This window comes from Microbispora sp. H10830 (assembly GCF_014161375.1).
GTDB lineage: Bacteria > Actinomycetota > Actinomycetes > Streptosporangiales > Streptosporangiaceae > Microbispora > Microbispora catharanthi.
Genome location: NZ_JABBWX010000021.1, coordinates 74910 through 95794 on the forward strand (window position 1 = coordinate 74910; position 20885 = coordinate 95794).

Below are 20885 nucleotides of genomic sequence, written 5' to 3' on the forward strand. Positions count from 1 at the left end.
AGTCAGGTGACTGACTCGACCAGTGCCCGGGTGAGGGCCGCGAGCGCCAAGCGGCAGCGGCTCATGGCCGCCGCCGCGCAGGTGGTGCACCGGCAGGGCGCAGAACGCACCACCATCGCCGACATCGCCCGCGCCGCCGACGTCCCGGTCGGCAACGTGTACTACTACTTCAAGACCAAGGACGAGCTCGTCGCCGCCGCGCTGGCCGAGCACGCCCGCTACCTGCGGGATCTCACCGAACGGCTGGAGCGCCTGCCGGACCCCCGGGAGCGGCTCAAGGGACTCGTGGAGATGTGGGTCGGTCAGCGCGACCTCGCGGCCCGGTACGGCTGCCCGACCGGCACGCTCGCCGCCGAGCTGGACAAGCGAGACGAGGGCGGCCTGGACACGGAGGCGGGCAGGGTCATCCGGCTGCTGCTCGACTGGGTCGAGGGACAGTTCCGCGAGCTCGGCCTGCCCGAGCCCGACGGCCTCGCCCTGACCCTGGTGGGCGCCTACCAGGGCATGTCGCTGCTGGCCAACGCCCTGCGCGACCCCGAGATCATGACGCGCGAGGGGGCCCGGCTGATCGGCTGGCTCGACTCACTGCCCGCCTGACCCTGCCACATGTTTCGCGAGCAGGATGGTCAGCGCCGCGGTCCGCGCGTCGTCCCACCCGTCCGGCGGTGCGATCCGCGCCCAGGCGGCGATCACCTCGCCGTCGTAGTCGTGCCCGTGCCCCGGCGGCGCGTCGAGGGAGAACACCAGATCGGCGGTGATCTGCCAGAACGTCACAAACGGATACCACCGGATCCAGGGCAGGACGTCGTCGCCGCGCCGCTCCTCCAGCCAGTCGGGACGGCCGAGGACGAGCCGGGGCGTCCACCACACGATCGGGTCGGAAGGATGCTGGAGGTAGACGACCCGCGGCGCGTTCCACGGTGACGCGGGGAAATCCAGGTCCGAGGGGCGGTTGGCGAAGCGCACGGTCTCGCCGTCCCGGTAGACGGGAAGCGCCTCCCTGCTGCCCGGGTCGCGGCCGTCGACGAGCCGCCGCCACAGCGCGCTGCTGTCCGGAGGCCCGACGAACAGCGCGCCGTCGGTGCGCTCACGCAGGTCCCGGTCGCCGCCGAACGCCGATTCCGCGCCGAACGCCCCCAGGCTCTCCCCGAAGACCAGCAGCTTGGGCCGGTGGCCGGCGGGCAGCACCGACCAGCGGGCGTACACCTGGTCGAAGAGCTCGCGCCCGGCCGCCCTGGCCCGCTCCCGGTCCGCCAGGAACGACAACCAGCTCGGCAGGTAGGAGTACTGCATGGAGACCAGGGCGGTGTCGCCGCCGTACATGAACTCCAGGGCGGTGGCGGCCTGCGGGTCCACCCAGCCGGTGCCGGTCGTCGTGATCACGCAGAGCACCTTGCGGCCGAACGCGCCGGTCCGCTCCAGTTCCCGTACGGCCAGGGCGGCCCTTTCGCGTGTGGTCTCGGCGGAGTCGAGCCCCGCGTAGACCCGGATCGGGGAGACGGCGGGCCGCCCGCTGAAGCGGCTCAGCTCGCCCACCGTCGGCGCGTCCGCGGCGAAGGCGCGGCCCTCCAGGCCGAGGGACGCCCAGGAGACGAGCGAGGAGGGGCTGCCCGACAGCGTGGCGGCCACCGGCGGGGTGACGCCGGGGGCGGTCTCGGTGTTGATCGCGGCGAAGCTGTGGTCGGCCCCCTTGAGCAGGGCCTCGGTGAGGATCCCGTCGGTCAGGAAGACGGCCAGCACGCCCACCCCGAGCCCCGCGGCGAACTGCGCGGCCGTCGCGGGGAACCACCGCCCCAGGAGGCGGCCCAGCGCCCGCGCCGCGATCCGTAGCGCCCGGGCGGCGGCCAGCAGGGCGAGGAACAGGGCCGCCGCGATCAGCGGGACGCCGAGATAGTTGAGCCGCTCCGGCGGGTCCAGCCCCATCAGCACGTAGATGTCCCGCTGCGCGCGCACACCCAGGACCAGCGAGGCGGCGCCGAGACCGCAGCCGAACGTCGCGACCAGGCGCCGGACCCGCCGCCGTCCCTTGCGGTTCCATGCCGCGCGCCACTTCGCCGGGAGCCGTGCCGCGGCCGGGCGTACGAGTGCGCCGGCGAACACCCCCGCGAGGTATCCGGTGGCGGTGAGCACGCCCGCGATGATCCCCTGCAGCGTCCAGGGCCGGGGCAGCAACGACGGCGTGAGGGACAGGGAGAAGAAGGTGGCGGCGAGGACGATCCCGGCCGTGTCCAGCGGCGCGTTGAGACGCAGCCGCCGTCTTTCCCCCATCAGGTCCCCGATCCCCGCACCGTTCGCTGGCCTATGGAGCAGGCAGGCTATCAAGGTCACGAACGGGTCACGGCGCGGGTGTGGGGCACGTCCCGGTCATCGGGAGCGGTCCGATCCGGCCCCGGGCCGCGCCGATAGCGTCCCCGCGTGAGCGGAGCGATGAAATACGCCGTGCTGGCCCCCGTGGCGGCGAATACGACCGCCGACCCCGAGTGGATCGCCGGCTTTGCCCGGCATGCCGAGGCATGCGGGTTCGAGTCCGTCGTGGTGGTCGAGCACACGGTCGTGATGAGCCGCTACGCCAGCGTCTATCCCTATGACGACTCGGGCCGGATGGAGCTGCCGGACGACTGCGACATCCCCGATCCGCTCGACCTGCTCGCCTTCCTGGCCGGCCGTACGAGCGAGATCGGGCTGGCCACCGGCGTCCTGGTGCTGCCCAACCATCATCCGGTCGTGCTGGCCAAGCGCCTGGCGACCGTGGACGCGCTGTCCGGAGGCCGCCTGCGGGTGTGCGTGGGCATGGGATGGATGAAGGAGGAGATCGAGGCCTGCGGCACCGACTTCGCCACTCGTGGCCGCCGGGCCGACGAGCAGATCCGCGTGATGCGCGCGCTGTGGGCTGGCGGCGGCCCGGACGGAGCCGGCCATCACGGCGAGTTCTTCGACTTCGACGGCGCGATGACCTACCCCAAGCCGGTCCGCGGCGCGGTGCCCCTCCACATCGGCGGGCACAGCGTCGCCGCGGCCCGCCGCGCCGGACGCCTGGGCGACGGCTTCCAGCCGCTGGGCGTCGTGGGCGACGACCTGCGCCGGCTGCTCGGCGTGATGCGCGCCGAGGCGGAGGCGGGCGGCCGCGACCCCGGGGCGCTGGAGCTCACCCTCGGCCACATGGTCTCCCGCATCACCCCGGAGAAGGCCGCCTCGCTGGCCTCGCTGGGCGCGAACCGCATCCTGCTGTCGCCCACGCCGACGGCCGACCTCGGGGCGGCGACGGACGAGCTGTCGGCCTGCGCCGCCCGCCTCGGGCTGACGCCGCGATGAACGTGGATATGGCCGATGCCGTCCTGCTGGCCGACCTCGTGGCGCGGTACGCGTTGTATGCCGACGAACGCGACATCCCGCGTCTGACCGGCCTGTTCACCCCGGACGGCGTGCTCGTGCTGCCGGACCTGCCGCGAGCTCTCGGCCCGGTTCTCACGCGTACCGGCCACGAGGAGATCGCCGCCGCGATGACCGCGCTGGAAAGCCTCACCATGACCTTCCACACGCTCGCCGGGCAGGTCGTCGACCCAGGGCCGGAGCCCGGCACCGCCACGGGCGCGGTGGCCTGCGTGGCCCACCACCTGTCCGTACGCGACTCCGTACGCGACTCCGTACGCGACGACGGGCCGTCCGACCTGGTCTGGCACCTGCGGTACGCCGACACCTACCGGCGGCACGACGGCCCGGCGATCCAGGCGCGCTCCTCGGCGCCGCGCGCGCCGTAGGAGGCGGCGAACGCGTCGGGAACGTCGACGCGGGGTGAGGTGGTCATCGATTCTCCTTCGAAGTCAACCGTGGATGAGCGAAGGAGAACCGAGGAGGAGCCCGATCATCGGGCAGGCGTCAAAGCATGCCTCCACCCTATCGAGCGACGGGGGTTCAGCCGGGCTGGAGAACCCCGAAGTCGCCGACCGCCATCGTCATGTCGAACACCCGGGACGCGAGCAGCCAGCCCTCGGGCGTTCGTTCCCAGTGGTCGTCGTATTCCCCGAAGCACTCGTAGAAGCGGCCCTCGTGCGCCCCGGCGCCCTGGTGGTACACCCGCGCGTACGTCAACGACCTGGCGCGGTCGCCGTCGATCTCGACGCGGTGGTTGCCCAGCAGGTGCTGGGAGGGGCCGCGCCGCCGGTCGTCGTCCGTCATGCCCGCTCTTCGTTCGGTACAGGAGTGGAGACGCCGCTCGCGAGCAGGGCGGGGGACTCGGGGCGGCCGTCCAGCACCCGGGCGGTGCGGTTGACGATCCGCCATCCGGTGTCCGCGCGGCGCAGCGTCCAGTGGTTGGCCGTCGCGCGGCGAAGCACGAACCCGCCGTCCTCGTGCGTGACCATCAGGGAGTAGGAGACCGCGGTCGCGTCGTCGCCCGCGACGGTCACACGCGGCGGACCGACGAAGTGCGCGCAGCCGCCCGCGATCCAGCGCTGGTGGGCGTCGGAGCGCACCATCGCCGCGATCTGATCCTGCCCGCGCATGAGCAGTTCGTCCACGTCGTACACGCCGTCCGTGTCCCACAGGCCGGCGACGGCGTCCGCGCTGCCGCTGTCCACCAGCGGGCCGTAGGAGAGGATGAGCCGGGTCACCTCCCGCTCGTCCTCCAGGGCGCGGGTGCGCTCCTCCAGGCGGGCCAGCCGCCGTCCGAGGTCGGTCCCGGTCGTCGTGTCAGCCATCGGTCCTCCCGAAGTCGGCGCCCATCGCGGTGGCGAGGTCGTGCAGCGCCTCCAACTGCTCCCGGTAGTGGTCCGCGGAGGTCGCGGCGACGGTGACGCCGGCGACGGTCGCGCCCGCGTCGCGTACCCGCTCCAGCGCGCGGCGCGCGGTGTCCGGGGCCGCCTGGGGATCCACCGGCCGGCCCGCCGCCAGCACGATGTCGAAGGCGTCCGGCAGGTCCGCCTCGCGGACCATCGACGCGAGTGTCTCCAGGGGCAGTCCGAACGGCACCCACCCGTCGCCGTACGTCGCGGCGCGGCGCAACGAGCGCGGGGTGCGCCCGCCGATCCACAGCGGCACCCGGGGCTGCACGGCGTGCGGCTCCACCACGAACCCGGAGAAGTCGTAGAACTCGCCGTGGAACTCCGGCTCCCGCTGCGACAGCGCGGCGCGCAGCGCCGCGATCGCCTCGTCGGCCCGCGCCCCCCGGCCCTCGAACGGCACGCCGAGCAGGTCGAACTCCTCCTTGAGGCTGCCGACGCCGAGGCCCAATGTGAGCCGCCCGCCGCTGACGCGGTCGAGCGTGCCGTACCGCTTGGCGATCGCGAGGGGGTGGTGGTAGCCCAGCACCAGCACCTGCGTGACCAGCCGGATCCGCCGGGTGCGCGCCGCGAGGTAGCCGAAGATCGCCAGCGGATCCCAGTAGACGGCGCCGCGCTCGGCGGCGACGCCGGCCGGGACGGCCACGTGCTCGCTGCAGGTGAGGTGGTGGTAGCCCAGCCGGTCGGCGGTCTCCGCGATCCGGGCCAGGTCGTCCATGCCGGCCTCGCGTTCCCACTCGGAGTGGACTCCGGGCAGCCGGACCACGACTGGACTGACGATGCCGATCCACACCGGCGCACCTCCACATCAGCGACATGCTTCGCAGAAAACTTTCTAGTGGAGGCCGTTACCCGAGCCGCCGCTCGTCCCGCTGACCGGAACCGGACACAAGGGAGCAGACCGGGATGCCTCTTCCCCCCTTCCCAGGGGCGTGATGCGTTGCTACATTCCGAAGCAAGAATTCATTTCAGTTTCGGGAGGTGTGATGACCGCTCTCCGTGCCGAGCACGAGGCGACGGCGCCCGCTCGACGAGAGCTGCCGCCGTCGATGGTCGAACGGATGACGCTGATCATGGACGCGTTCACCGGTCGCTCCACCCGTCTCACGCTCGAGGACGTGGCCCGCTGCACACACCTTCCGCGCTCGACGGCTCATCGCATCCTCGACCAGCTCGTACGGCTGAACTGGCTGGACCACACGTCGTTCGGCTACAGCCTGGGCAAGCGGGCGCTCGGGCTCGGCGGCCGGGACGGCAGCCACGGCGAGATCCGGGAGGCCGCCGCGCCGCTGCTGCACAACCTGCAGATCAGGACCGGTATGGTCGTCCACCTCGCCGTGCTCGACGGCGCCGAGGTGTTCTACCTCGACAAGGTCGGCGGCCGGTTCGCCCTGTCGGTTCCGTCGCGCGTCGGCGGCCGGGCGCCGGCCCACTGCACCGCGCTCGGCAAGGCGATCCTCGCCTGGCTGGAGCCCGAGCAGGTCGAGGCGCTCATCGACGGGCACATCAGCCGTCTGACCAACCGGACGATCGGCGACATCGGCACGCTGCACCAGGAGCTCAACCGCATCCGGCAGCGCCGCGGGCTCGCCTTCGAGCGGGGGGAGTGCTTCCCCGACATCTCCTGCGTCGCCGCGGCCGTGCGCGGTCATGAGGGGCCAGTGGCCAGCATCTCCCTGGTGGGTGACGCCCGTACGCCGCTGGAGAAGGTGGCCCCGCTCGTGGTCGACGCCGCGCGGCAGGTCTCGCTCGCCCTCTTCCCCGATCTTGACTCCCAGCGCAGGTCCCGGGCCGTCCACCGCGTGCCGGACCGCACCTGGTCCCCGGAGACCATGAACCGCCTGCTCGCCGTCGGCCAGAACGGCGACTGGCTCTGAACCGGCCCACGGCATCCTCCCGTCGTGGCCGGAATGATCGGAGTGACTGACCGAATTCGGCTTGACCGCATCTAGATCCGCAGCCGTCTGGTGTGGGCCGGGTGGTAGGTGAAGGTCCAGCGGTCGGTGCCGATCTTGCGGCGGGTGTAGCGGTCGGGGTGGCGGTAGCGGTCGCGGTTGTGGAACTGGCAGGCGGGGCCGAGCAGTTTGAGGTCGGTGTGGCCGCCGGTGCTCCAGTTGTTGGCGTGGTCGATCTGGCACAGGGTGGCGGGGAGTGGGCAGCCGTCGATCCAGCAGGTGGCGTAGCGGGCGAACACGGCTCTACGTTGGGCGGGGGTGGCCAGGCGGACCTTGCGGCCCATGTCCAGCACCTGCCCCTCGGCGTCCATGACCAGGCGGACCAGGGTGCTGGTGCGGGCAAGGCGGTGCACGCTGGAGACCGGCAGCATCTGCCCGGTCGCCAGCAACACCCCCGGCGCCGCCCCCAACACCGCGCCCAGCAACGACCCCAGCGACGCTCCCGGTGATACTCCCTGCGCTGTCCTGAGCAGCGTCTCCGGCGCTGTTCCCGGTGGCGTCCCCGGCATTTCGCCCGAGGACCACCCTGGCTCGCCGCTACAGCCGCATGCGCCCTGGTCATCCGCCGCGTCCTCGGGCGTGGCCTGCGCATGCCGGCAGTCCCCCGCAGGCCGATGCCCGGCGTGGGCGTGATGCGCAGCGGCATCCTCGGGAGGAGGATCCGGCCGCGCTGCGTGCGGAGGCACCGTGTGGGGAGGCTCCGCGGCTTCATCGGAACCGGCATCGGCCTCTGCCTCCGCGTCTACCTCCGCGTCTGCTTCGGCCTCGGTAATACCAGGGTCGGTGTCTTCGAAGTCGCCGGGCTCGTCGGTGCTTCCGCTGTCGTTCACGTCGGCGGGGTGGTCGGTGCCGGGGGTGGCGGGCTGAGGATCAGCGGGTTGAGGGGTGGCGGATTCGGGGTCGGTCGGGAGGGATTCGGCGGTGACCAGGACCAGGAGCTCACCGGCGATCTTCTGCTCCAGCAACGCGATGAACGCATCCGCCTGCCGGACCCGCAATGGCCGATCATCTCCCTCCGCGCGCGGTTTGGCGTAGGCGTCCAGCAACGCCCGCAGCCGGGCGGCCGCCTCACGGGGCAGGTAGAACTCCCCCTCCAGCCCGCCACCCCTGGTGGGGCGGACCCTCAGGAACCGCCGCCCGAAGTCGGCTCGCTCGTCGCGTTCTTCCGCGTCGGGGTCCAGCACCGCCCGCAGATAGCGCCCGGCTTTGGCCACCTCCGCCGCGCCCGCCCTACCCGCCAACTCCAGCAAAATCGGCTCAGCCAGGCCGGCGTGCTCATCGCTCAACTGCGCGGTGGCCATGCAGATCGCCTCCACCACCCCCGCCGCCAACCCACCCTCAGCGAACCGCTCCCGCACCCGCGGCAGACGCGCCAACTCCACCGCCAGCGTGAGCAGACGGCCGGCACCGGGCACGCTCATGCCTCCGGCGGCGCGTAGCCAGCTGCGGGTCGAGGCATGCCCATGCCGCCTGGCCTGCCCCGCACCATGCACCCGCCCCACCCGATCCGCCAACGCGCACGTGATCCGATCCCGCGCGAACACCTACTCCTCAGCCTCGGCAAGACAGACATCCACATCGTCCGGAAGCGCCGCCAACGCCAACGCCTGCGCCGACTCACGCAACGACGCCACCAACAGCCAGGACGAGCGACGCCGCTCACCATCCGCCCGGCGATCACCTGTGGCTTCGTCCGAGGCGCTATCGGTATCCGAGCCCGAGGCGCGGCCACCGGCAGGGCCGTCGTTTGCTTCGGAGGGGTCGTCTGGGGCCCACAGAGGGGAGTCCGCGGTCAGCCGGTCACGCCAATTCTCTGAAGAGGTTTCCGAATCAGGGAGGGATTCGGCATGGGCTGCAGACAGGTCCACCATCACTCCCTCCATCAATTCGAAAACCTGTATGAATTTTCTCATCGCGCAGGTCGTCGAGCAACCGCACGGAGCGATTAGCTGGAGTTACAGGCGGGGAGGCGAGGGTGAGGTCAGGGCCAGGTCCTGGCGGTTGCGGCGAAGACAGCCGGGTCGCTCGCCACGGGAAGGACGCAGACCAGTTGGCCGCCGGGGACACGCAGCACATGGCAATCCAGCCAACGCGCCACCTGCATGGCGCCGAGAGCGGCCAGCCGCGCGGTCTCGGCCTCGACGTCGTCGGTCTCGATGTCCAGGTGATATCGGGGTGCGCCGTCGATCGCCTGTACGGCGGCGGGGAGGCCGGTGCTCAGCCCCAGTGGTCGCCCCAGCCCCACAGATTGGGACCGAGGGCGGTGGCCTGGTCGTCCTGCTCCACGCCGAACCGGCCGCGGAAGAACAGCATCGGGCGCTGCTCGATGTCGACGGTTTCGAGCTCGCGCACGTGGCCGATGATCACGTCGTGGTCGCCGGCGACGTGCACGTCGCGCACCTCGCCGTGGACGCGCAGCAGCACCTGCCGCAACGCCGGAGTGCCCCATCGCGACAGGTCCCAGTCGAGTCCCGCGAACTTGGCGCCATTACTGGAGCCGAACCGGCCGCAAAGGTCGACCTGGTCCTCGCCGAGGACGTTCACGCAGAAGCGGCCCGACCTCCTGATCCGCGGCCAGGCGCGGCCCTTGTGGTCGGCGCAGAAGAGGATCAGCGGCGGTTCGAGGGACACCGACGCGAACGACTGGCAGGCGAAGCCCACCGGTTCGCCGTCGTCGAGGCCCGTGACCACGGTCACGCCGGTCGCGAACATGCCCAGCGCGCGCCGGAACTCGGCCGGCGTCGGCGGCGCCACCTCGGTGAACTCGGGGTCGGCGGGTGCAGCGGTCATTGACTCACCTCGCGTGCGTGTCGGTGCCTCAGGTAACGAACTTACAAACCCCCTCGTGGGCGGATCGCACGGGGATCCCGGTCAATGGAAGCCGCGTACGGGCGGGTCACGGTCCGAGCAGGTCACCGGGGCCGCCCGCCCCGGTCTCGCTCATCGGGATGATCGCCCTGTTCGCGGCGTCTGTCCAGTTAGCGTCGCGGAATCCGACACTCCTGCGATTCGGGACGGACGATGACGGAGCTGACCTACGAGTCGACCCTGCGGGAACTCGCGACCGATCAGGGCGTGCTGCGCTACCACGAGGCCGGACAGGGCCCGCCGCTGCTGCTTCTGCACGGCTCGGGCCCCGGGGTCACCGGCTGGCGCAACTACCGCGGCAACCTGGCGACGTTCGCCGAGCACTTCCGCTGCCTGGTGCTGGAATTCCCCGGATTCGGGGTCAGCGACCCGACCGACCAGCATCCGATGGCGGCCGCGAACGGCGCGGTGATCCGCTTCCTCGACGGGCTCGGGCTCCAGCAGGTCGACGTGATCGGGAACTCGATGGGCGGGATCGTGGGCACGCAGGTGGCGCTCGCCCACCCCGACCGGATCCGCCGCCTCGTGACCATCGGCGGCATGGGCCGCAACATCTTCAGCCCCTCGCCGGGCGAGGGCATCAAGCTCCTGATGGAGTTCACCGAGGAGCCCACCCGCGAGCGGCTCATCCAGTGGCTGCACTCCATGGTGTACGACCCGGCCCTCGTCACCGAGGAGCTGATCGAGGAGCGCTGGGCGCCGGCCACCGAGCCGGAGACGCTCGCCGCCGCGCGGCGGATGTACGGCAAGGCCGCCTTCGCCGCCGGTCAGAAGGCCGCCGCGAAGTCGGACGCCCCGCCCTACTGGGCCATGCTGCACAAGCTGAAGGCCAGGACGCTGATCACCTGGGGCCGCGACGACCGGGTCAGCCCCGTCGACATGGCGCTCCTGCCGATGCGGACGATCCCGGACGTCGAGGTCCATGTGTTCCCCAACTGCGGCCACTGGGTGATGATCGAGCAGAAAGCCGCATGGGAGAGCGTCGTGCTGGCCTTCCTCACCAGGAAGGACGAGCGGTGACCAGCTGGGATGAGGAGTTCGACCTCGTCGTCGTCGGCAGCGGCGGCGGAGGCATGGCCGCCGCGCTGACCGCGCACGACAGCGGGCTGTCGTGCGTCGTGGTCGAGAAGGGTGCCAAGTTCGGCGGCAGCACCGGCATCTCCGGCGGCGGGATCTGGATCCCCAACAACCCGACCCTGCGGGCCAGGGGGCACGACGACAGCCGCGAGTCGATCCGCCGCTACCTCGACCTGCTGACCGGGGGCCGTGTCCCGGCCGCCCGGCTCGACGCGTACGTCGACAACGGCCCGGCGGCGATGGAACTGCTCGGAAAGAGCAGGTGGATGCGGTTCTTCTGGGTGAAGGGCTACGCCGACTACCACCCGGAGTACGAGGGAGGCCGGCCACTCGGCCGGTCGATCGAGGCCCTGCCGTTCGACACCCGCAAGCTCGGCGAGGACGAGAAGTATCAGCGGCCGAACAACATGAAGGGCCCGCTCGGCCTGTGGATCACCGCGAAGGACTATCACGACCTGGCCATGGTCAAGCGCACCTGGCGTGGCCGCTGGGCCTCGGTCGTCGCGGCCTGGCGGGTGTCGTCGAACGTGATCCGCCGCCGTCACATGGCCACCGGCGGGCGCGCCCTGGTCGCGCGGCTGCGGATGGCGCTCAAGGACGCGGGCGTTCCACTCTGGCTGAAGACGCCGATGACCGATCTCGTCACCGACGACAACGGTGTGGTCACCGGCATCGTGGCCCGGCGCGAGGGCAGGACGATCCGCGTCCGCGGCCGGTACGGCGTGCTGCTGGCGACCGGCGGCTTCGACCACAACGCGCAGTTGCGTGAGAGGTATCTGCCGGAGGGCGCCAAGCCCGACTTCGGCATGGGCGCCAAGGAGAACACCGGTGACGGCATCCTGGCCGGTGAGCGCGTCGGCGCCGCCCTCGACCTGATGGACGACGCCTGGTGGATGCCGGCCGTACGGCATCCAGCGGGGGCGACGATCCCGCTGGTGTCCGAGCGGGCCATCCCGCCGTCGGTCATCGTGTCGGGGGACGGGCGGCGGTTCACCAACGAGTCCGCGCCGTACGTGAACTTCGTGCACGAGCAACTGGCCGGCGGACACGTCCCGGCCTGGTTCGTGATGGACGCCAAGGCGCGGGCGCGCTATCCGTTCGCGCAGATCCTGCCGGGCATGCCGATTCCGCAGGAGTTCTACGACCAGGGCATCGCGTGCCGCGCCGGCACGATCGCGCAACTGGCGGAGAGGATCGGCGTCCCGGCGGACGCGCTGGCCGAGACCGTCGAGCGGTTCAACGGCTTCGCCCGCACGGGCAAGGACCTGGACTTCGGCCGCGGCGACAGCGCCTACGACCGCTACTACGGCGACCCCACGCTGAAGAACCCCAACATCGACGTGCTCGACATGGCGCCCTACTACGCGTTCCGCCTCGAGGTCGGCGACCTCGGCACCAAGGGCGGCCTGGTGTGCGACGAGCACAGCCGGGTGCTGCGGCCCGACGGCGCGCCCATCGAGGGCCTGTACGCCACGGGCAACACCTCGGCGTCGGTGATGGGCAACGAGTACGCCGGCCCGGGGGCCACGATCGGCCCGTCCATCGTCTTCGGCTACATCGCCGCGCGGCAGGCGGCCCTGCGGGCGCGTACGACGAGCACGGCCAGGACGTGACCGCAGTGGCAGAGGCGACCGCGGCCGAGACGACGCAGCCGGGACCGCTCAGGGTGCGGGTGGTGGAGGTGATCCGCGAGACCGCCGACGCCCACTCGCTCGTGCTGGAACCCGCCGGGGGAGACGCGGCCAGGCTCGCCTACAAACCCGGCCAGTTCCTGACCATCCGGGTGCCCACCACGCGGCCCGAGGGTGCGGCGCGCTGCTACTCGCTCAGCAGTTCACCGGTGTGCGACGACAAGCTCAAGGTGACGGTGAAGCGCACGCGGGGCGGCTACGGGTCCAACTGGATCTGCGACAACGTCGCGGAGGGCGACGTGCTTGAGGTGCTGCGGCCCTCGGGGTTGTTCACCCCCGCCTCGCTCGACGAGGACCTGCTGCTGCTCGCGGGCGGCAGCGGCGTCACGCCGGTGATGTCGATACTCAAGTCGTGCCTGCGCGGCGGGACCGGCGCGGTCGTGCTCGTCTACGCCAATCGGGACGAGAGCTCGGTGATCTTCCGGGACGAGCTGGTCGCGCTGGCCGCCGAGCACGGCGACCGGCTGACGGTCGTCCACTGGCTGGAGTCGGTGCAGGGCCTGCCGACCGCGGCGGGCCTGGCCGGCCTGACCCGGCCGTACGCCGGCCGGGAGGCGTTCGTCTGCGGCCCCGGGCCGTTCATGGACCTGGCCGTCGACGTCCTGACCCGGCACGGGACGCCGCCGGAGCGCGTCCACGTCGAGAAGTTCGAGTCGCTGGCCACCGACCCGTTCGCGGAGACCGAGGTGGTGCTCGACTCGGCGGGCCCCACCAGCACGGTCGAGGTCGAACTCGACGGCGAGACGCGGACCCTGGCCTGGCCGCGAGGCAACAAGCTGCTCGACGTGCTGCTGCGGGCCGGCCTGGACGCGCCGTTCTCCTGCCGCGAGGGCTCGTGCAGCGCGTGCGCCTGTGTGCTGCTGGAGGGTGAGGTCGAGCTGGAGCACAACACGGTGCTCGACAGGCAGGACCTCGCCGACGGCCTGATCCTGGCCTGCCAGGCGATCCCGCTGAGCGACCGGCTCAAGGTCACCTACGACGGCTGAGCCATGTCGGCTTCGGCGCCTCCGGCACCGGTGCCGGGCCGCCCCGCTCCCACTCAGCGGGAGACGGGCGGGCGGCGCGGCGGCCGTGACGCGACCCTTTGACCATCAGTAGGACACGAGGGAGGACCCGATGCTGGACGAGGCGCTGCGAGCGGGCGCGGCCGGGCGGCTGCGGGCGGCCGAGCGGGACCGGGCGCCGATCGAGCCTCTGACCGACACCTACCCGGACATCGACGTCGTGGACGCCTACGAGATCCAGCTCGCGAACATCCGCAGGCGTCTGGCCGCCGGGGCCCGCGTGTACGGGCACAAGGTGGGCCTGTCCTCCCCGGTCATGCAGCGGATGATGGGCGTGGACGAGCCCGACTACGGCCACCTGCTCGACGACATGGTGCTGTCGCAGGACGAGCCGATCGAGGCGGGGCGATACTGCTACCCCCGCGTCGAGGTCGAGATCGGCTACGTCCTCGGAGCGAGCCTGCCCGGCGCGGGCTGCACCGAGGAGGACGTGCTCGCCGCGACCGAGTACGTCGTGCCGAGCATCGAGCTGATCGACAGCCGCATCACGGACTGGCGGATCCGGCTGGCCGACACGATCGCCGACAACGCGTCCTCGGCCGGGGTGATCCTCGGCGCCGCCCGGGTGAGCCCGAGAGGCCTCGATCTCGCCGACATCGAGGCCGTGCTCTACTCCGGTGACGGCCCCTTCGACGACAGCACCGAGATCACCCGGGGTAACACGAGCGCGGTGCTCGGGAACCCCACCACCGCAGTGGCCTGGCTGGCCAGGAAGGTCGCCTCGTTCGGGGTCAAGCTCGAGGCCGGGCACGTCGTCCTCCCCGGGTCCTGCACCAGGGCCGTGGACGTGCGCCCCGGCGACGTCTTCCGCGCCGAGTTCGCCGGGCTCGGCTCCGTGTCCGCTCGCTTCGAATAAGAGGACTTCCATGGGTAAGGCGACCGCCGCGATCGTCGGCTCGGGCAACATCGGGACCGACCTGATGTACAAGCTGCTGCGCTCGGCGCACATCGAGCCGCGCTGGATGATCGGCGTGGACCCCGGCAGCCCCGGGCTGAAGCGGGCCGCCGACAAGGGGCTGATCACCTCGGCCGAGGGCGTGGACTGGCTCCTGGCGCAGGACGAGCGGCCCGACATCGTCTTCGAGGCGACCTCGGCGTACGTGCACAGGGAGAACGCGCCGAAATATCGCGAGCTGGGCATCCAGGCGGTCGACCTGACCCCGGCCGCGCTCGGGCCCGCCGTGGTGCCCGCGGTCAACCTCGGCGCCCACCTCGACGCCCCGAACGTCAGCCTGATCACCTGCGGCGGCCAGGCGACGATCCCGATCGTCCACGCCGTCTCGCGGGTCGCCGAGGTCGCGTACGCGGAGATCGTGGCCAGCGTGGCCTCTCCGTCGGCCGGTCCCGGCACCCGCGCCAACATCGACGAGTTCACCAAGACGACCGCGCGCGGTATCGAGACGATCGGCGGCGCCGCGAAGGGCAAGGCCATCATCATCCTCAACCCGGCCGAGCCGCCGATGCTCATGCAGGACACGATCTTCTGCGCGATCCCCGTCGACGCCGACCGGGACGCCGTCGCGGCCTCGATCAAGGAGATCGCCGCCGAGGTCGCGTCGTACGTGCCCGGATACCGGCTGCGGACCGAGCCCCAATTCGACGACCCGACGGCGGTCAGCGGCGGGCTCGCCCGCGTCGCGGTGTTCGTCGAGGTCGAGGGCGCGGGCGACTTCCTGCCGCCCTACTCCGGCAACCTCGACATCATGACGGCCGCCGCCACCAAGGTCGGCGAGGGCTTCGCGCAGCGCATCCACGCATAAGGAGATCGACCATGCCCTACAGCGCCGACCTCGACATCAGGGTCACCGACTCGTGTCTGCGGGACGGCTCGCACGCCAAGCAGCACCAGTTCACCGTCGAGCACGTACGGTTGATCGTGGCCGCGCTGGACGACGCGGGCGTGCCGGTCATCGAGGTGACGCACGGCGACGGGCTCGGCGGCTCGTCGTTCAACTACGGATTCAGCCACACTCCCGAGCAGGAGCTGATCAAGGCGGCGGTGGCCACGGCCAGGCGCGCGAAGATCGCGTTCCTGATGCTGCCCGGTGTCGGCGTCAAGGACGACATCCGCGAGGCCGCCGACAACGGCGCGAGTATCTGCAGGATCGCCACCCACTGCACCGAGGCCGACGTCTCGATCCAGCACTTCGGGCTGGCCAGGGAGCTCGGCCTGGAGACGGTCGGGTTCCTGATGATGTCGCACAGCCGGCCGCCTGAGGTCCTGGCCGAGCAGGCCCGGATCATGGCCGACGCCGGCTGCCAGTGCGTGTACGTCGTCGACTCGGCCGGCGCGCTGATCATGGAGCAGACGAGCGACAGGATCGCCGCGCTCGTGGCCGAGCTGGGGGACGACGCCCATGTCGGCTTCCACGGCCACGAGAACCTCGGGCTCGGGGTGGCCAACTCGATCCTCGCCGTACGGGCCGGGGCGAAGCAGATCGACGGCTCGGTGCGGCGGTTCGGCGCCGGCGCCGGCAACACGCCGCTGGAGGCCTTCGCCGCCGTCACCGACAAGCTCGGCATCCGCACCGGCATCGACACCCTCAAGATCATCGACGCCGCCGAGGACGTGGTCCGCCCGATCATGGACGGCGAGTGCCTGCTCGACCGGCTGACCCTGACGATGGGCTACGCGGGCGTCTACTCCAGCTTCCTCAAGCACGCCGACCGTCAGGCGAGGAAGTACGGCGTGTCCGGCGCCGAGATCCTCATGGAGGCCGGACGCCGCAAGCTCATCGGCGGACAGGAAGACCAGCTCATCGAAATCGCAGTCGCCCTCGCGGCGAAGAAGTGAGAAAAGCAATGGCCAACCCGGTACTCGAAGCGATCACACAGCGGGCCGACGAGATCAGCGCGCTCGGCCCCTCGAACGAGGCGCTGTGCCGGCTGGACGACCACGCGGCCAAGGTGCTGCGGGAGGCGGGCGTGATCCGGATGCTCCAGCCGAAGATCCACGGCGGCTTCGAGTTCCACCCGCGTGACTACGCCGAGACGATCATGAAGATCGCCGGCCTCGACGGATCGACCGGCTGGGTGGCGGGCGTCGTGGGCGTGCATCCCTGGGAGATGGCGTTCGCCGACCCCCGCGTCCAGCAGGAGATCTGGGGCGAGAACCAGGACACCTGGATCGCCTCGCCGTACGCGCCGATGGGCATCGCCCGGCCGGTCGACGGAGGCTACGTCTTCAACGGCCGCTGGCAGTTCTCCTCGGGCACCGACCACTGCGACTGGATCTTCCTCGGCGGCATGCTCGGCGACGCCGAGGGCAAGATGGCCCAGCCTCCGGTCTCGCTGCACCTCATCCTGCCCAGGTCCGACTACGAGATCGTCGAGGACTCCTGGAACGTCGTCGGCCTGCGCGGCACCGGCAGCAAGGACATCATCGTCAAGGACGCGTTCGTCCCCGACTACCGGGTCATCCCGTACAACAAGGTCGTGGACGGCAGCCAGGCCAAGGAGGCCGGGCTGACCAACCCGCTCTACCACCTGCCGTTCTCCGCGGCGTTCCCGCTCGGCATCACCGCCTCGGTCATCGGGATCGCCGAGGGCGCGCTCGCGCACCACATGGCGTACCAGAAGGGCCGCGTGCAGATCACCGGCACCAGGATCAAGGACGACCCGTACGTCCTGTACGCGATCAGCGAGGCGGCGGCCGAGATCGCGGCGGCGCGGGCGGCCCTGCTCGACAACGCCTCGCGGATGTACGACATCGTGGCCTCCGGCCGCGAGGTGACCTTCGACGAGCGGGCCGTGGGCCGCCGCACCCAGGTCCAGGCGGCCTGGCGCGCGGTGCGCGCGATGGATGAGATCGTGGCGCGGTCGGGCGGCAACGCGATGCGCGTGGACAACCCGATCCAGCGCTTCTGGCGGGACGCCCACGTCGGGCTGGCCCACGCGATCCACGTGCCCGGCTCGGTCTTCCACGTCTCCGCGCTGACGCAGATCGGCATCGAGCCGCCGCACGGGCCGATGCGCTCGATGATCTGACGTCGGTCGCGCTTCGCGCCGGCCGGCGCGCCGGAGGCGATGCCGTCAGGACTGGGCGAACATCTGGTCGTAGACGCCTGAGTGCCGGCGGCCCGCCATGAAGCCCAGGAACCGGCGGACGAACTCGCCCCGGGTCAGTCGCTCGCCGGCGTCGCCGCCCGGATCGTGGTCGAACGCCGTGCGGAAGAGCGCCCGGTGCTCCGCCGCGTCGATGACCTGGTCGTCGTCGGTGTCGGTGACGTCGAACAGGACCTCGGCGATCCTGATGAGGGCGGAGCCGGCCATGGCGGCGGTGGCCGCGGCGTATTCGTGGCCGGTGATGCGTCCGTCGCCGTCGGTGTCCAGCTCTTTCTGCAGCTCGCGCCACCAGCCGGCGAAGGCGGCGAACAGCCGGTCCTCGTCCTGGGTGTCCAGGTCGAGGCGGGTGGCGATCTCCCGGGCCATCGCGGCGAGGTCGGGCCAGTCGAGGTGGCCGTCGCCGGTCTGGTCCAGGACCTCGGAGAAGAACCGCGAGGCGGAGCGCACCGTCGAGTCGCCGGCGGTCGCCGTCTCCGGATCGGGCGTGAGGAGGCGCAGGAGCGCCCCCGCCTTCGACACACCACGGCGAAGCCCTTCCAGCACGGGCGGCCCGGCCGGCGCGTCGCCGTTCCGCTGCGGGGCGTACGCCGGGTCGAGCATGGTCATGACCGTGTCGAGCCGCGTCCACGCCTCCGGCAGCAGGCGCGTCGCGAGCCTGGTGGACAGGTAGGCGGCGTGCATCAGCGTGCGCGTGCCCGGCAACTCGGCGAGCCCCAGTCGCGCGCGGAGCGACTCGGGCAGCGACGCCACGACGATCGCGGTGGCCGCGGGACCGGCGAGCGCCCTGCCCGCCGCCCACACGGCCGGTCGGTCGCGGAGCAGCGGGGGAGCGGGCACCTGCGCGAACAGGCGGTCGAGGATGACGTGGACCGCCTCGGTGTTCTCCAGCCGCTCCTCGACGACGGACGCGTAGTAGCGCCAGAACTCGCGCAGCGTGGGCGGAAGCTTGCCGCCGTAGGGGTCCATCAGGGCGAGGAACGACTGGAACTCGGCGTACAGCCGGTCCAAGGCGGGGCCGTCGAGGGACTCGCCGCTCAACCGGCACATCGTGACCGCGGACTCGAACAGCGTCGCCACCACCCAGGCGCGCGCCTCGGAATCCGCGGCGTTGAACGGGCGGCCCTCGGCGTCGGTGCCGGTGATGCGCGCGTGCAGGCGGTTGAGCCGGGCCGCCTCCCGCTGCCGCACGCGTATGTCGGGGTCGACCATCCGCTGTGCGCTGAGCACGGTGTTGCGCAGCCGACGCCACGGGTGCGCGACGAAGGTCGAGTTGGTGATCAGCGCGGCGCCGATCTGCGGGTGCGCGGCCTCCAGGACGATGGCCCGGGTCGCCACCAGCCCCCAGCGCGTCTGGCGGGTCAACTGGTAGAGCATCGATCCCGGGCCGAGCGGATCGGCGTCGGTTCCGGCGGCTGCGGCGTCGCTCATTGACATCCCTTTCCTCTCGGGGCCGGTGCCTGTACGGCGCCGAACCGGCGGTCGCGCCGTCGGTAGACCTCCAGGCATTCCCAGAAGTGCCCGGCCCGGAAGTCCGGCCACAGCACCCGGGGGAAGACCCATTCGGCGTACGCCACCTGCCAGAGCATGAAGTTGGAGATCCGCTGTTCTCCGGAGGTGCGGATGACGAGGTCCACCTCGGGCATGTCGGGGTGGGGCAGACGGCGGGCGAAACTCTCCTCGGTGACCTGCTCGGCCGGCACCCCGTCGCGGATCAGCGACCGGGCGGCCTCGACGATGTCGCGGCGGCCGCCGTGGTCGAAGGCGACCGTCAACGTCATCCGGCGGTTGTCGCGGGTCAGCGCCATCAGGTCGGCGATGTCCCGGGCCAGCGCGGGCGGGATCCGCGGGTCGGTGACCCCGAGGAACCGGCAGCGGATCCCGCGTGTGTGCAGTGACAGGGCGTGTTTGCGGATGGCGCGCCGCACCAGCCGCAGCAGGATGTCGACCTCGGCGGCCGGGCGCCGCCAGTTCTCGGTGGAGAAGGCGTACAGGCTCAACCACTCGACGCCGGCCGTGTGCGCCGCCTCGATGACATCGATCACCGCGGTCTCGGCCGCCCGATGCCCCTCGGTGCGGGGCAGCGACCGCTGCGCGGCCCACCGGCCGTTCCCGTCCATGACGCACGCCACGTGACGAGGGATGCCTCTCACCCGGCCGTGAGAGCTGCTGCGCGGGCGGCGAGGACGCGGCGGAAGACTCCCATGCAAACCCTTTCCGAGACCGTCGCGGGGTCTCCGGACCCCCTCGGCGACGACCCTTTCACACTGCGTAAGAGAGTGACTACTTACCGTTGGTAATCACAGCCCTTACTTCGTGGGGATTCGGTCGCGCGCCGCCGTCCCGGGCGGCGGGGCGGCCCGAGGCGGCAACGGCCCAGGTAAAGACGCGTTTTGTCCTGTTTACACCATTCTGGTGGTGTGTGTACCTTTAGGGCACACGGCATGGGTACCGGCCATACTTCCACCGCCATTTCCCTTGCCGTGTCGTTGCCCGGACCGCGCGGTGATCGCGCGGCCGCCGAATCCACGTCATGTGGAGCCGGGGACCCACTCTCTCTTCGGGGTGAATCGGTGCGCAGCCCCCAGATGCGCCCGTAGGGCACTTCCTGCCCGAACCCGTCAGCTAACCCGGTAGGCGGCATGGAAGCAAGGAGTCAACCCCGTCATGTCCACCCATCGGCTCTCCCTCGGGAGCCGGCCCTCCCGCCGGCGCCTGCGCTCCGCCCTCGCGGCGGCGACCCTCGCGGTCTCGGCCGCCACCGCCACCGTCACGGCGGCCGTCGTCCTGCCCGCCCCGGCCTACGCGAACCCGCACACGTACGGCCAGGACGTCTCCGGCTACGAGGCCGACCACGACTGGATGAACAGCCGCGCGCAGTTCGGCTTCATCAAGGCCACCGAGGGGACCTCCTGGGTCGACTCGTCCTTCCCCCGCCACTGGCGGGAACTGGCCAAGAAGGGCATCGTCCGCGGCGTCTACCACTTCGGCCATCCCTCCAACGACCCCATCGCCGAGGCGGACCACTTCCTCGAGGTGGTGAACTCGCAGCCGAGCAAGCCCGGCGACATCCTGGTCCTCGACCTGGAGGCCACCGACGGCGAGTCCGTCGAGCAGGTCAACAAGTGGGCCAAGACCTGGCTGGAGTACGTGACGGCCAAGACCGGCACCAGGCCGATGTTCTACAGCGGCTGGAACTTCGCCGAGAAGTACGGCAGCGGCCTCGGCCAGTACCCCCTGTGGGTGGCCCACTACAGCAAGGCCCCGGGCGACATCACGCCGCCCGCCGACTGGAAGTCCTGGGCGATCCACCAGTACACCGACTCGCCCATCGACCAGAACGTCTCCGCGCTGACGCCCGCCCAGTTGCGCGCGCTCGGACGGCCGTGA

22 protein-coding genes and 1 riboswitch are annotated in these 20885 nt (G+C 71.3%); of the genes, 12 read left to right on the top strand and 10 right to left on the bottom strand.

The window, feature by feature from the left end; translation table 11 throughout:
* Positions 1 to 6 precede the first annotated feature (6 nt).
* Entirely contained in the window at positions 7 to 597 is a 591-nt protein-coding gene (locus HHX35_RS37215) for a TetR/AcrR family transcriptional regulator (RefSeq protein ID WP_139572162.1), read from the top strand.
* Here HHX35_RS37215 and HHX35_RS37220 read toward each other — a convergent pair.
* The gene (locus tag HHX35_RS37220; RefSeq protein ID WP_182903305.1) at positions 583 to 2268 is read right to left on the bottom strand and encodes an alpha/beta-hydrolase family protein; all 1686 of its coding nucleotides are present in this window, start codon (positions 2266 to 2268) and stop codon (positions 583 to 585) included. The two genes, HHX35_RS37215 and HHX35_RS37220, sit on opposite strands and share 15 nt — an antisense overlap.
* A 147-nt stretch (positions 2269 to 2415) precedes the next feature.
* Between HHX35_RS37220 and HHX35_RS37225 the strand changes: the two genes are divergently transcribed.
* Positions 2416 to 3312, top strand: a complete 897-nt coding sequence (locus HHX35_RS37225) for an LLM class F420-dependent oxidoreductase (RefSeq protein WP_310739558.1) — start codon at positions 2416 to 2418, stop codon at positions 3310 to 3312.
* 8 nt (positions 3313 to 3320) lie between these two features.
* Entirely contained in the window at positions 3321 to 3758 is a 438-nt protein-coding gene (locus HHX35_RS37230) for a nuclear transport factor 2 family protein (protein ID WP_182903306.1), read from the top strand.
* Positions 3759 to 3912: 154 nt separating this feature from the next.
* Here the strand turns inward: HHX35_RS37230 and HHX35_RS37235 are convergent, their stop codons facing one another.
* From HHX35_RS37235 to HHX35_RS37245, 3 genes are read right to left on the bottom strand one after another with little or no spacing between them, the layout of a single operon-like run.
* Positions 3913 to 4176, bottom strand: coding sequence for a nuclear transport factor 2 family protein (locus tag HHX35_RS37235; RefSeq protein ID WP_259405743.1), 264 nt, complete (start codon positions 4174 to 4176; stop codon positions 3913 to 3915).
* Entirely contained in the window at positions 4173 to 4697 is a 525-nt protein-coding gene (locus HHX35_RS37240; protein WP_182903308.1) for a nuclear transport factor 2 family protein, read from the bottom strand. Before HHX35_RS37240 ends, HHX35_RS37235 begins: the two co-directional genes overlap by 4 nt.
* Positions 4690 to 5571, bottom strand: a complete 882-nt coding sequence (locus HHX35_RS37245) for an LLM class F420-dependent oxidoreductase (protein ID WP_182903309.1) — start codon at positions 5569 to 5571, stop codon at positions 4690 to 4692. Before HHX35_RS37245 ends, HHX35_RS37240 begins: the two co-directional genes overlap by 8 nt.
* A gap of 193 nt (positions 5572 to 5764) precedes the next feature.
* Between HHX35_RS37245 and HHX35_RS37250 the strand changes: the two genes are divergently transcribed.
* Complete coding sequence (locus HHX35_RS37250) at positions 5765 to 6655, top strand: IclR family transcriptional regulator (RefSeq protein WP_204053160.1); 891 nt, start codon at positions 5765 to 5767, stop codon at positions 6653 to 6655.
* 71 nt (positions 6656 to 6726) lie between these two features.
* On the opposite strand, the gene HHX35_RS44900 is transcribed toward HHX35_RS37250, so the two are convergent.
* From HHX35_RS44900 to HHX35_RS37270, 4 genes are all read right to left on the bottom strand, one after another.
* Entirely contained in the window at positions 6727 to 8277 is a 1551-nt protein-coding gene (locus tag HHX35_RS44900) for a DUF222 domain-containing protein (protein WP_182903310.1), read from the bottom strand.
* On the bottom strand, positions 8278 to 8646 hold the full coding sequence (locus HHX35_RS37260; protein ID WP_182903311.1) for a hypothetical protein: 369 nt from the start codon (positions 8644 to 8646) through the stop codon (positions 8278 to 8280).
* A gap of 68 nt (positions 8647 to 8714) precedes the next feature.
* Positions 8715 to 8978 carry a VOC family protein gene (locus HHX35_RS37265; protein ID WP_182903312.1) on the bottom strand — a complete coding sequence of 88 codons (264 nt, stop codon included), beginning with the start codon at positions 8976 to 8978 and terminating at the stop codon, positions 8715 to 8717.
* Positions 8951 to 9523, bottom strand: a complete 573-nt coding sequence (locus HHX35_RS37270) for a flavin reductase family protein (RefSeq protein WP_182903313.1) — start codon at positions 9521 to 9523, stop codon at positions 8951 to 8953. Before HHX35_RS37270 ends, HHX35_RS37265 begins: the two co-directional genes overlap by 28 nt.
* Before the next feature lie 231 nt (positions 9524 to 9754).
* Here HHX35_RS37270 and HHX35_RS37275 point away from each other — a divergent pair, with 231 nt between their 5' ends.
* From HHX35_RS37275 to HHX35_RS37305, 7 genes are all read left to right on the top strand, one after another.
* Positions 9755 to 10621 carry an alpha/beta fold hydrolase gene (locus HHX35_RS37275; protein WP_182903314.1) on the top strand — a complete coding sequence of 289 codons (867 nt, stop codon included), beginning with the start codon at positions 9755 to 9757 and terminating at the stop codon, positions 10619 to 10621.
* Positions 10618 to 12291, top strand: a complete 1674-nt coding sequence (locus HHX35_RS37280) for an FAD-binding protein (protein WP_310739560.1) — start codon at positions 10618 to 10620, stop codon at positions 12289 to 12291. Before HHX35_RS37275 ends, HHX35_RS37280 begins: the two co-directional genes overlap by 4 nt.
* Positions 12288 to 13355, top strand: a complete 1068-nt coding sequence (locus HHX35_RS44905; protein WP_310739561.1) for a ferredoxin--NADP reductase — start codon at positions 12288 to 12290, stop codon at positions 13353 to 13355. Before HHX35_RS37280 ends, HHX35_RS44905 begins: the two co-directional genes overlap by 4 nt.
* Before the next feature lie 130 nt (positions 13356 to 13485).
* Positions 13486 to 14289 carry a 2-keto-4-pentenoate hydratase gene (locus HHX35_RS37290; protein ID WP_182903316.1) on the top strand — a complete coding sequence of 268 codons (804 nt, stop codon included), beginning with the start codon at positions 13486 to 13488 and terminating at the stop codon, positions 14287 to 14289.
* Between the two features lie 10 nt (positions 14290 to 14299).
* Positions 14300 to 15193 carry an acetaldehyde dehydrogenase (acetylating) gene (locus HHX35_RS37295; protein WP_182903317.1) on the top strand — a complete coding sequence of 298 codons (894 nt, stop codon included), beginning with the start codon at positions 14300 to 14302 and terminating at the stop codon, positions 15191 to 15193.
* An 11-nt stretch (positions 15194 to 15204) separates the two neighbouring features.
* Positions 15205 to 16227 carry a 4-hydroxy-2-oxovalerate aldolase gene (gene dmpG, locus HHX35_RS37300; RefSeq protein WP_182903318.1) on the top strand — a complete coding sequence of 341 codons (1023 nt, stop codon included), beginning with the start codon at positions 15205 to 15207 and terminating at the stop codon, positions 16225 to 16227.
* A gap of 8 nt (positions 16228 to 16235) precedes the next feature.
* Positions 16236 to 17420 (top strand): acyl-CoA dehydrogenase family protein, encoded by a 1185-nt coding sequence (locus HHX35_RS37305; RefSeq protein WP_182903319.1) that lies wholly within the window; start codon positions 16236 to 16238, stop codon positions 17418 to 17420.
* 45 nt (positions 17421 to 17465) lie between these two features.
* On the opposite strand, the gene HHX35_RS37310 is transcribed toward HHX35_RS37305, so the two are convergent.
* Together HHX35_RS37310 and uppS are read right to left on the bottom strand one after the other, a co-directional pair.
* Positions 17466 to 18926 carry an oxygenase MpaB family protein gene (locus HHX35_RS37310; protein ID WP_220506323.1) on the bottom strand — a complete coding sequence of 487 codons (1461 nt, stop codon included), beginning with the start codon at positions 18924 to 18926 and terminating at the stop codon, positions 17466 to 17468.
* Positions 18923 to 19648 (bottom strand): polyprenyl diphosphate synthase, encoded by a 726-nt coding sequence (gene uppS, locus HHX35_RS37315; RefSeq protein ID WP_182903321.1) that lies wholly within the window; start codon positions 19646 to 19648, stop codon positions 18923 to 18925. Before uppS ends, HHX35_RS37310 begins: the two co-directional genes overlap by 4 nt.
* A 355-nt stretch (positions 19649 to 20003) precedes the next feature.
* A riboswitch (cyclic di-AMP (ydaO/yuaA leader) is annotated at positions 20004 to 20150 on the top strand.
* Positions 20151 to 20162: 12 nt separating this feature from the next.
* Here uppS and HHX35_RS37320 point away from each other — a divergent pair.
* Entirely contained in the window at positions 20163 to 20885 is a 723-nt protein-coding gene (locus tag HHX35_RS37320; RefSeq protein ID WP_182903322.1) for a glycoside hydrolase family 25 protein, read from the top strand.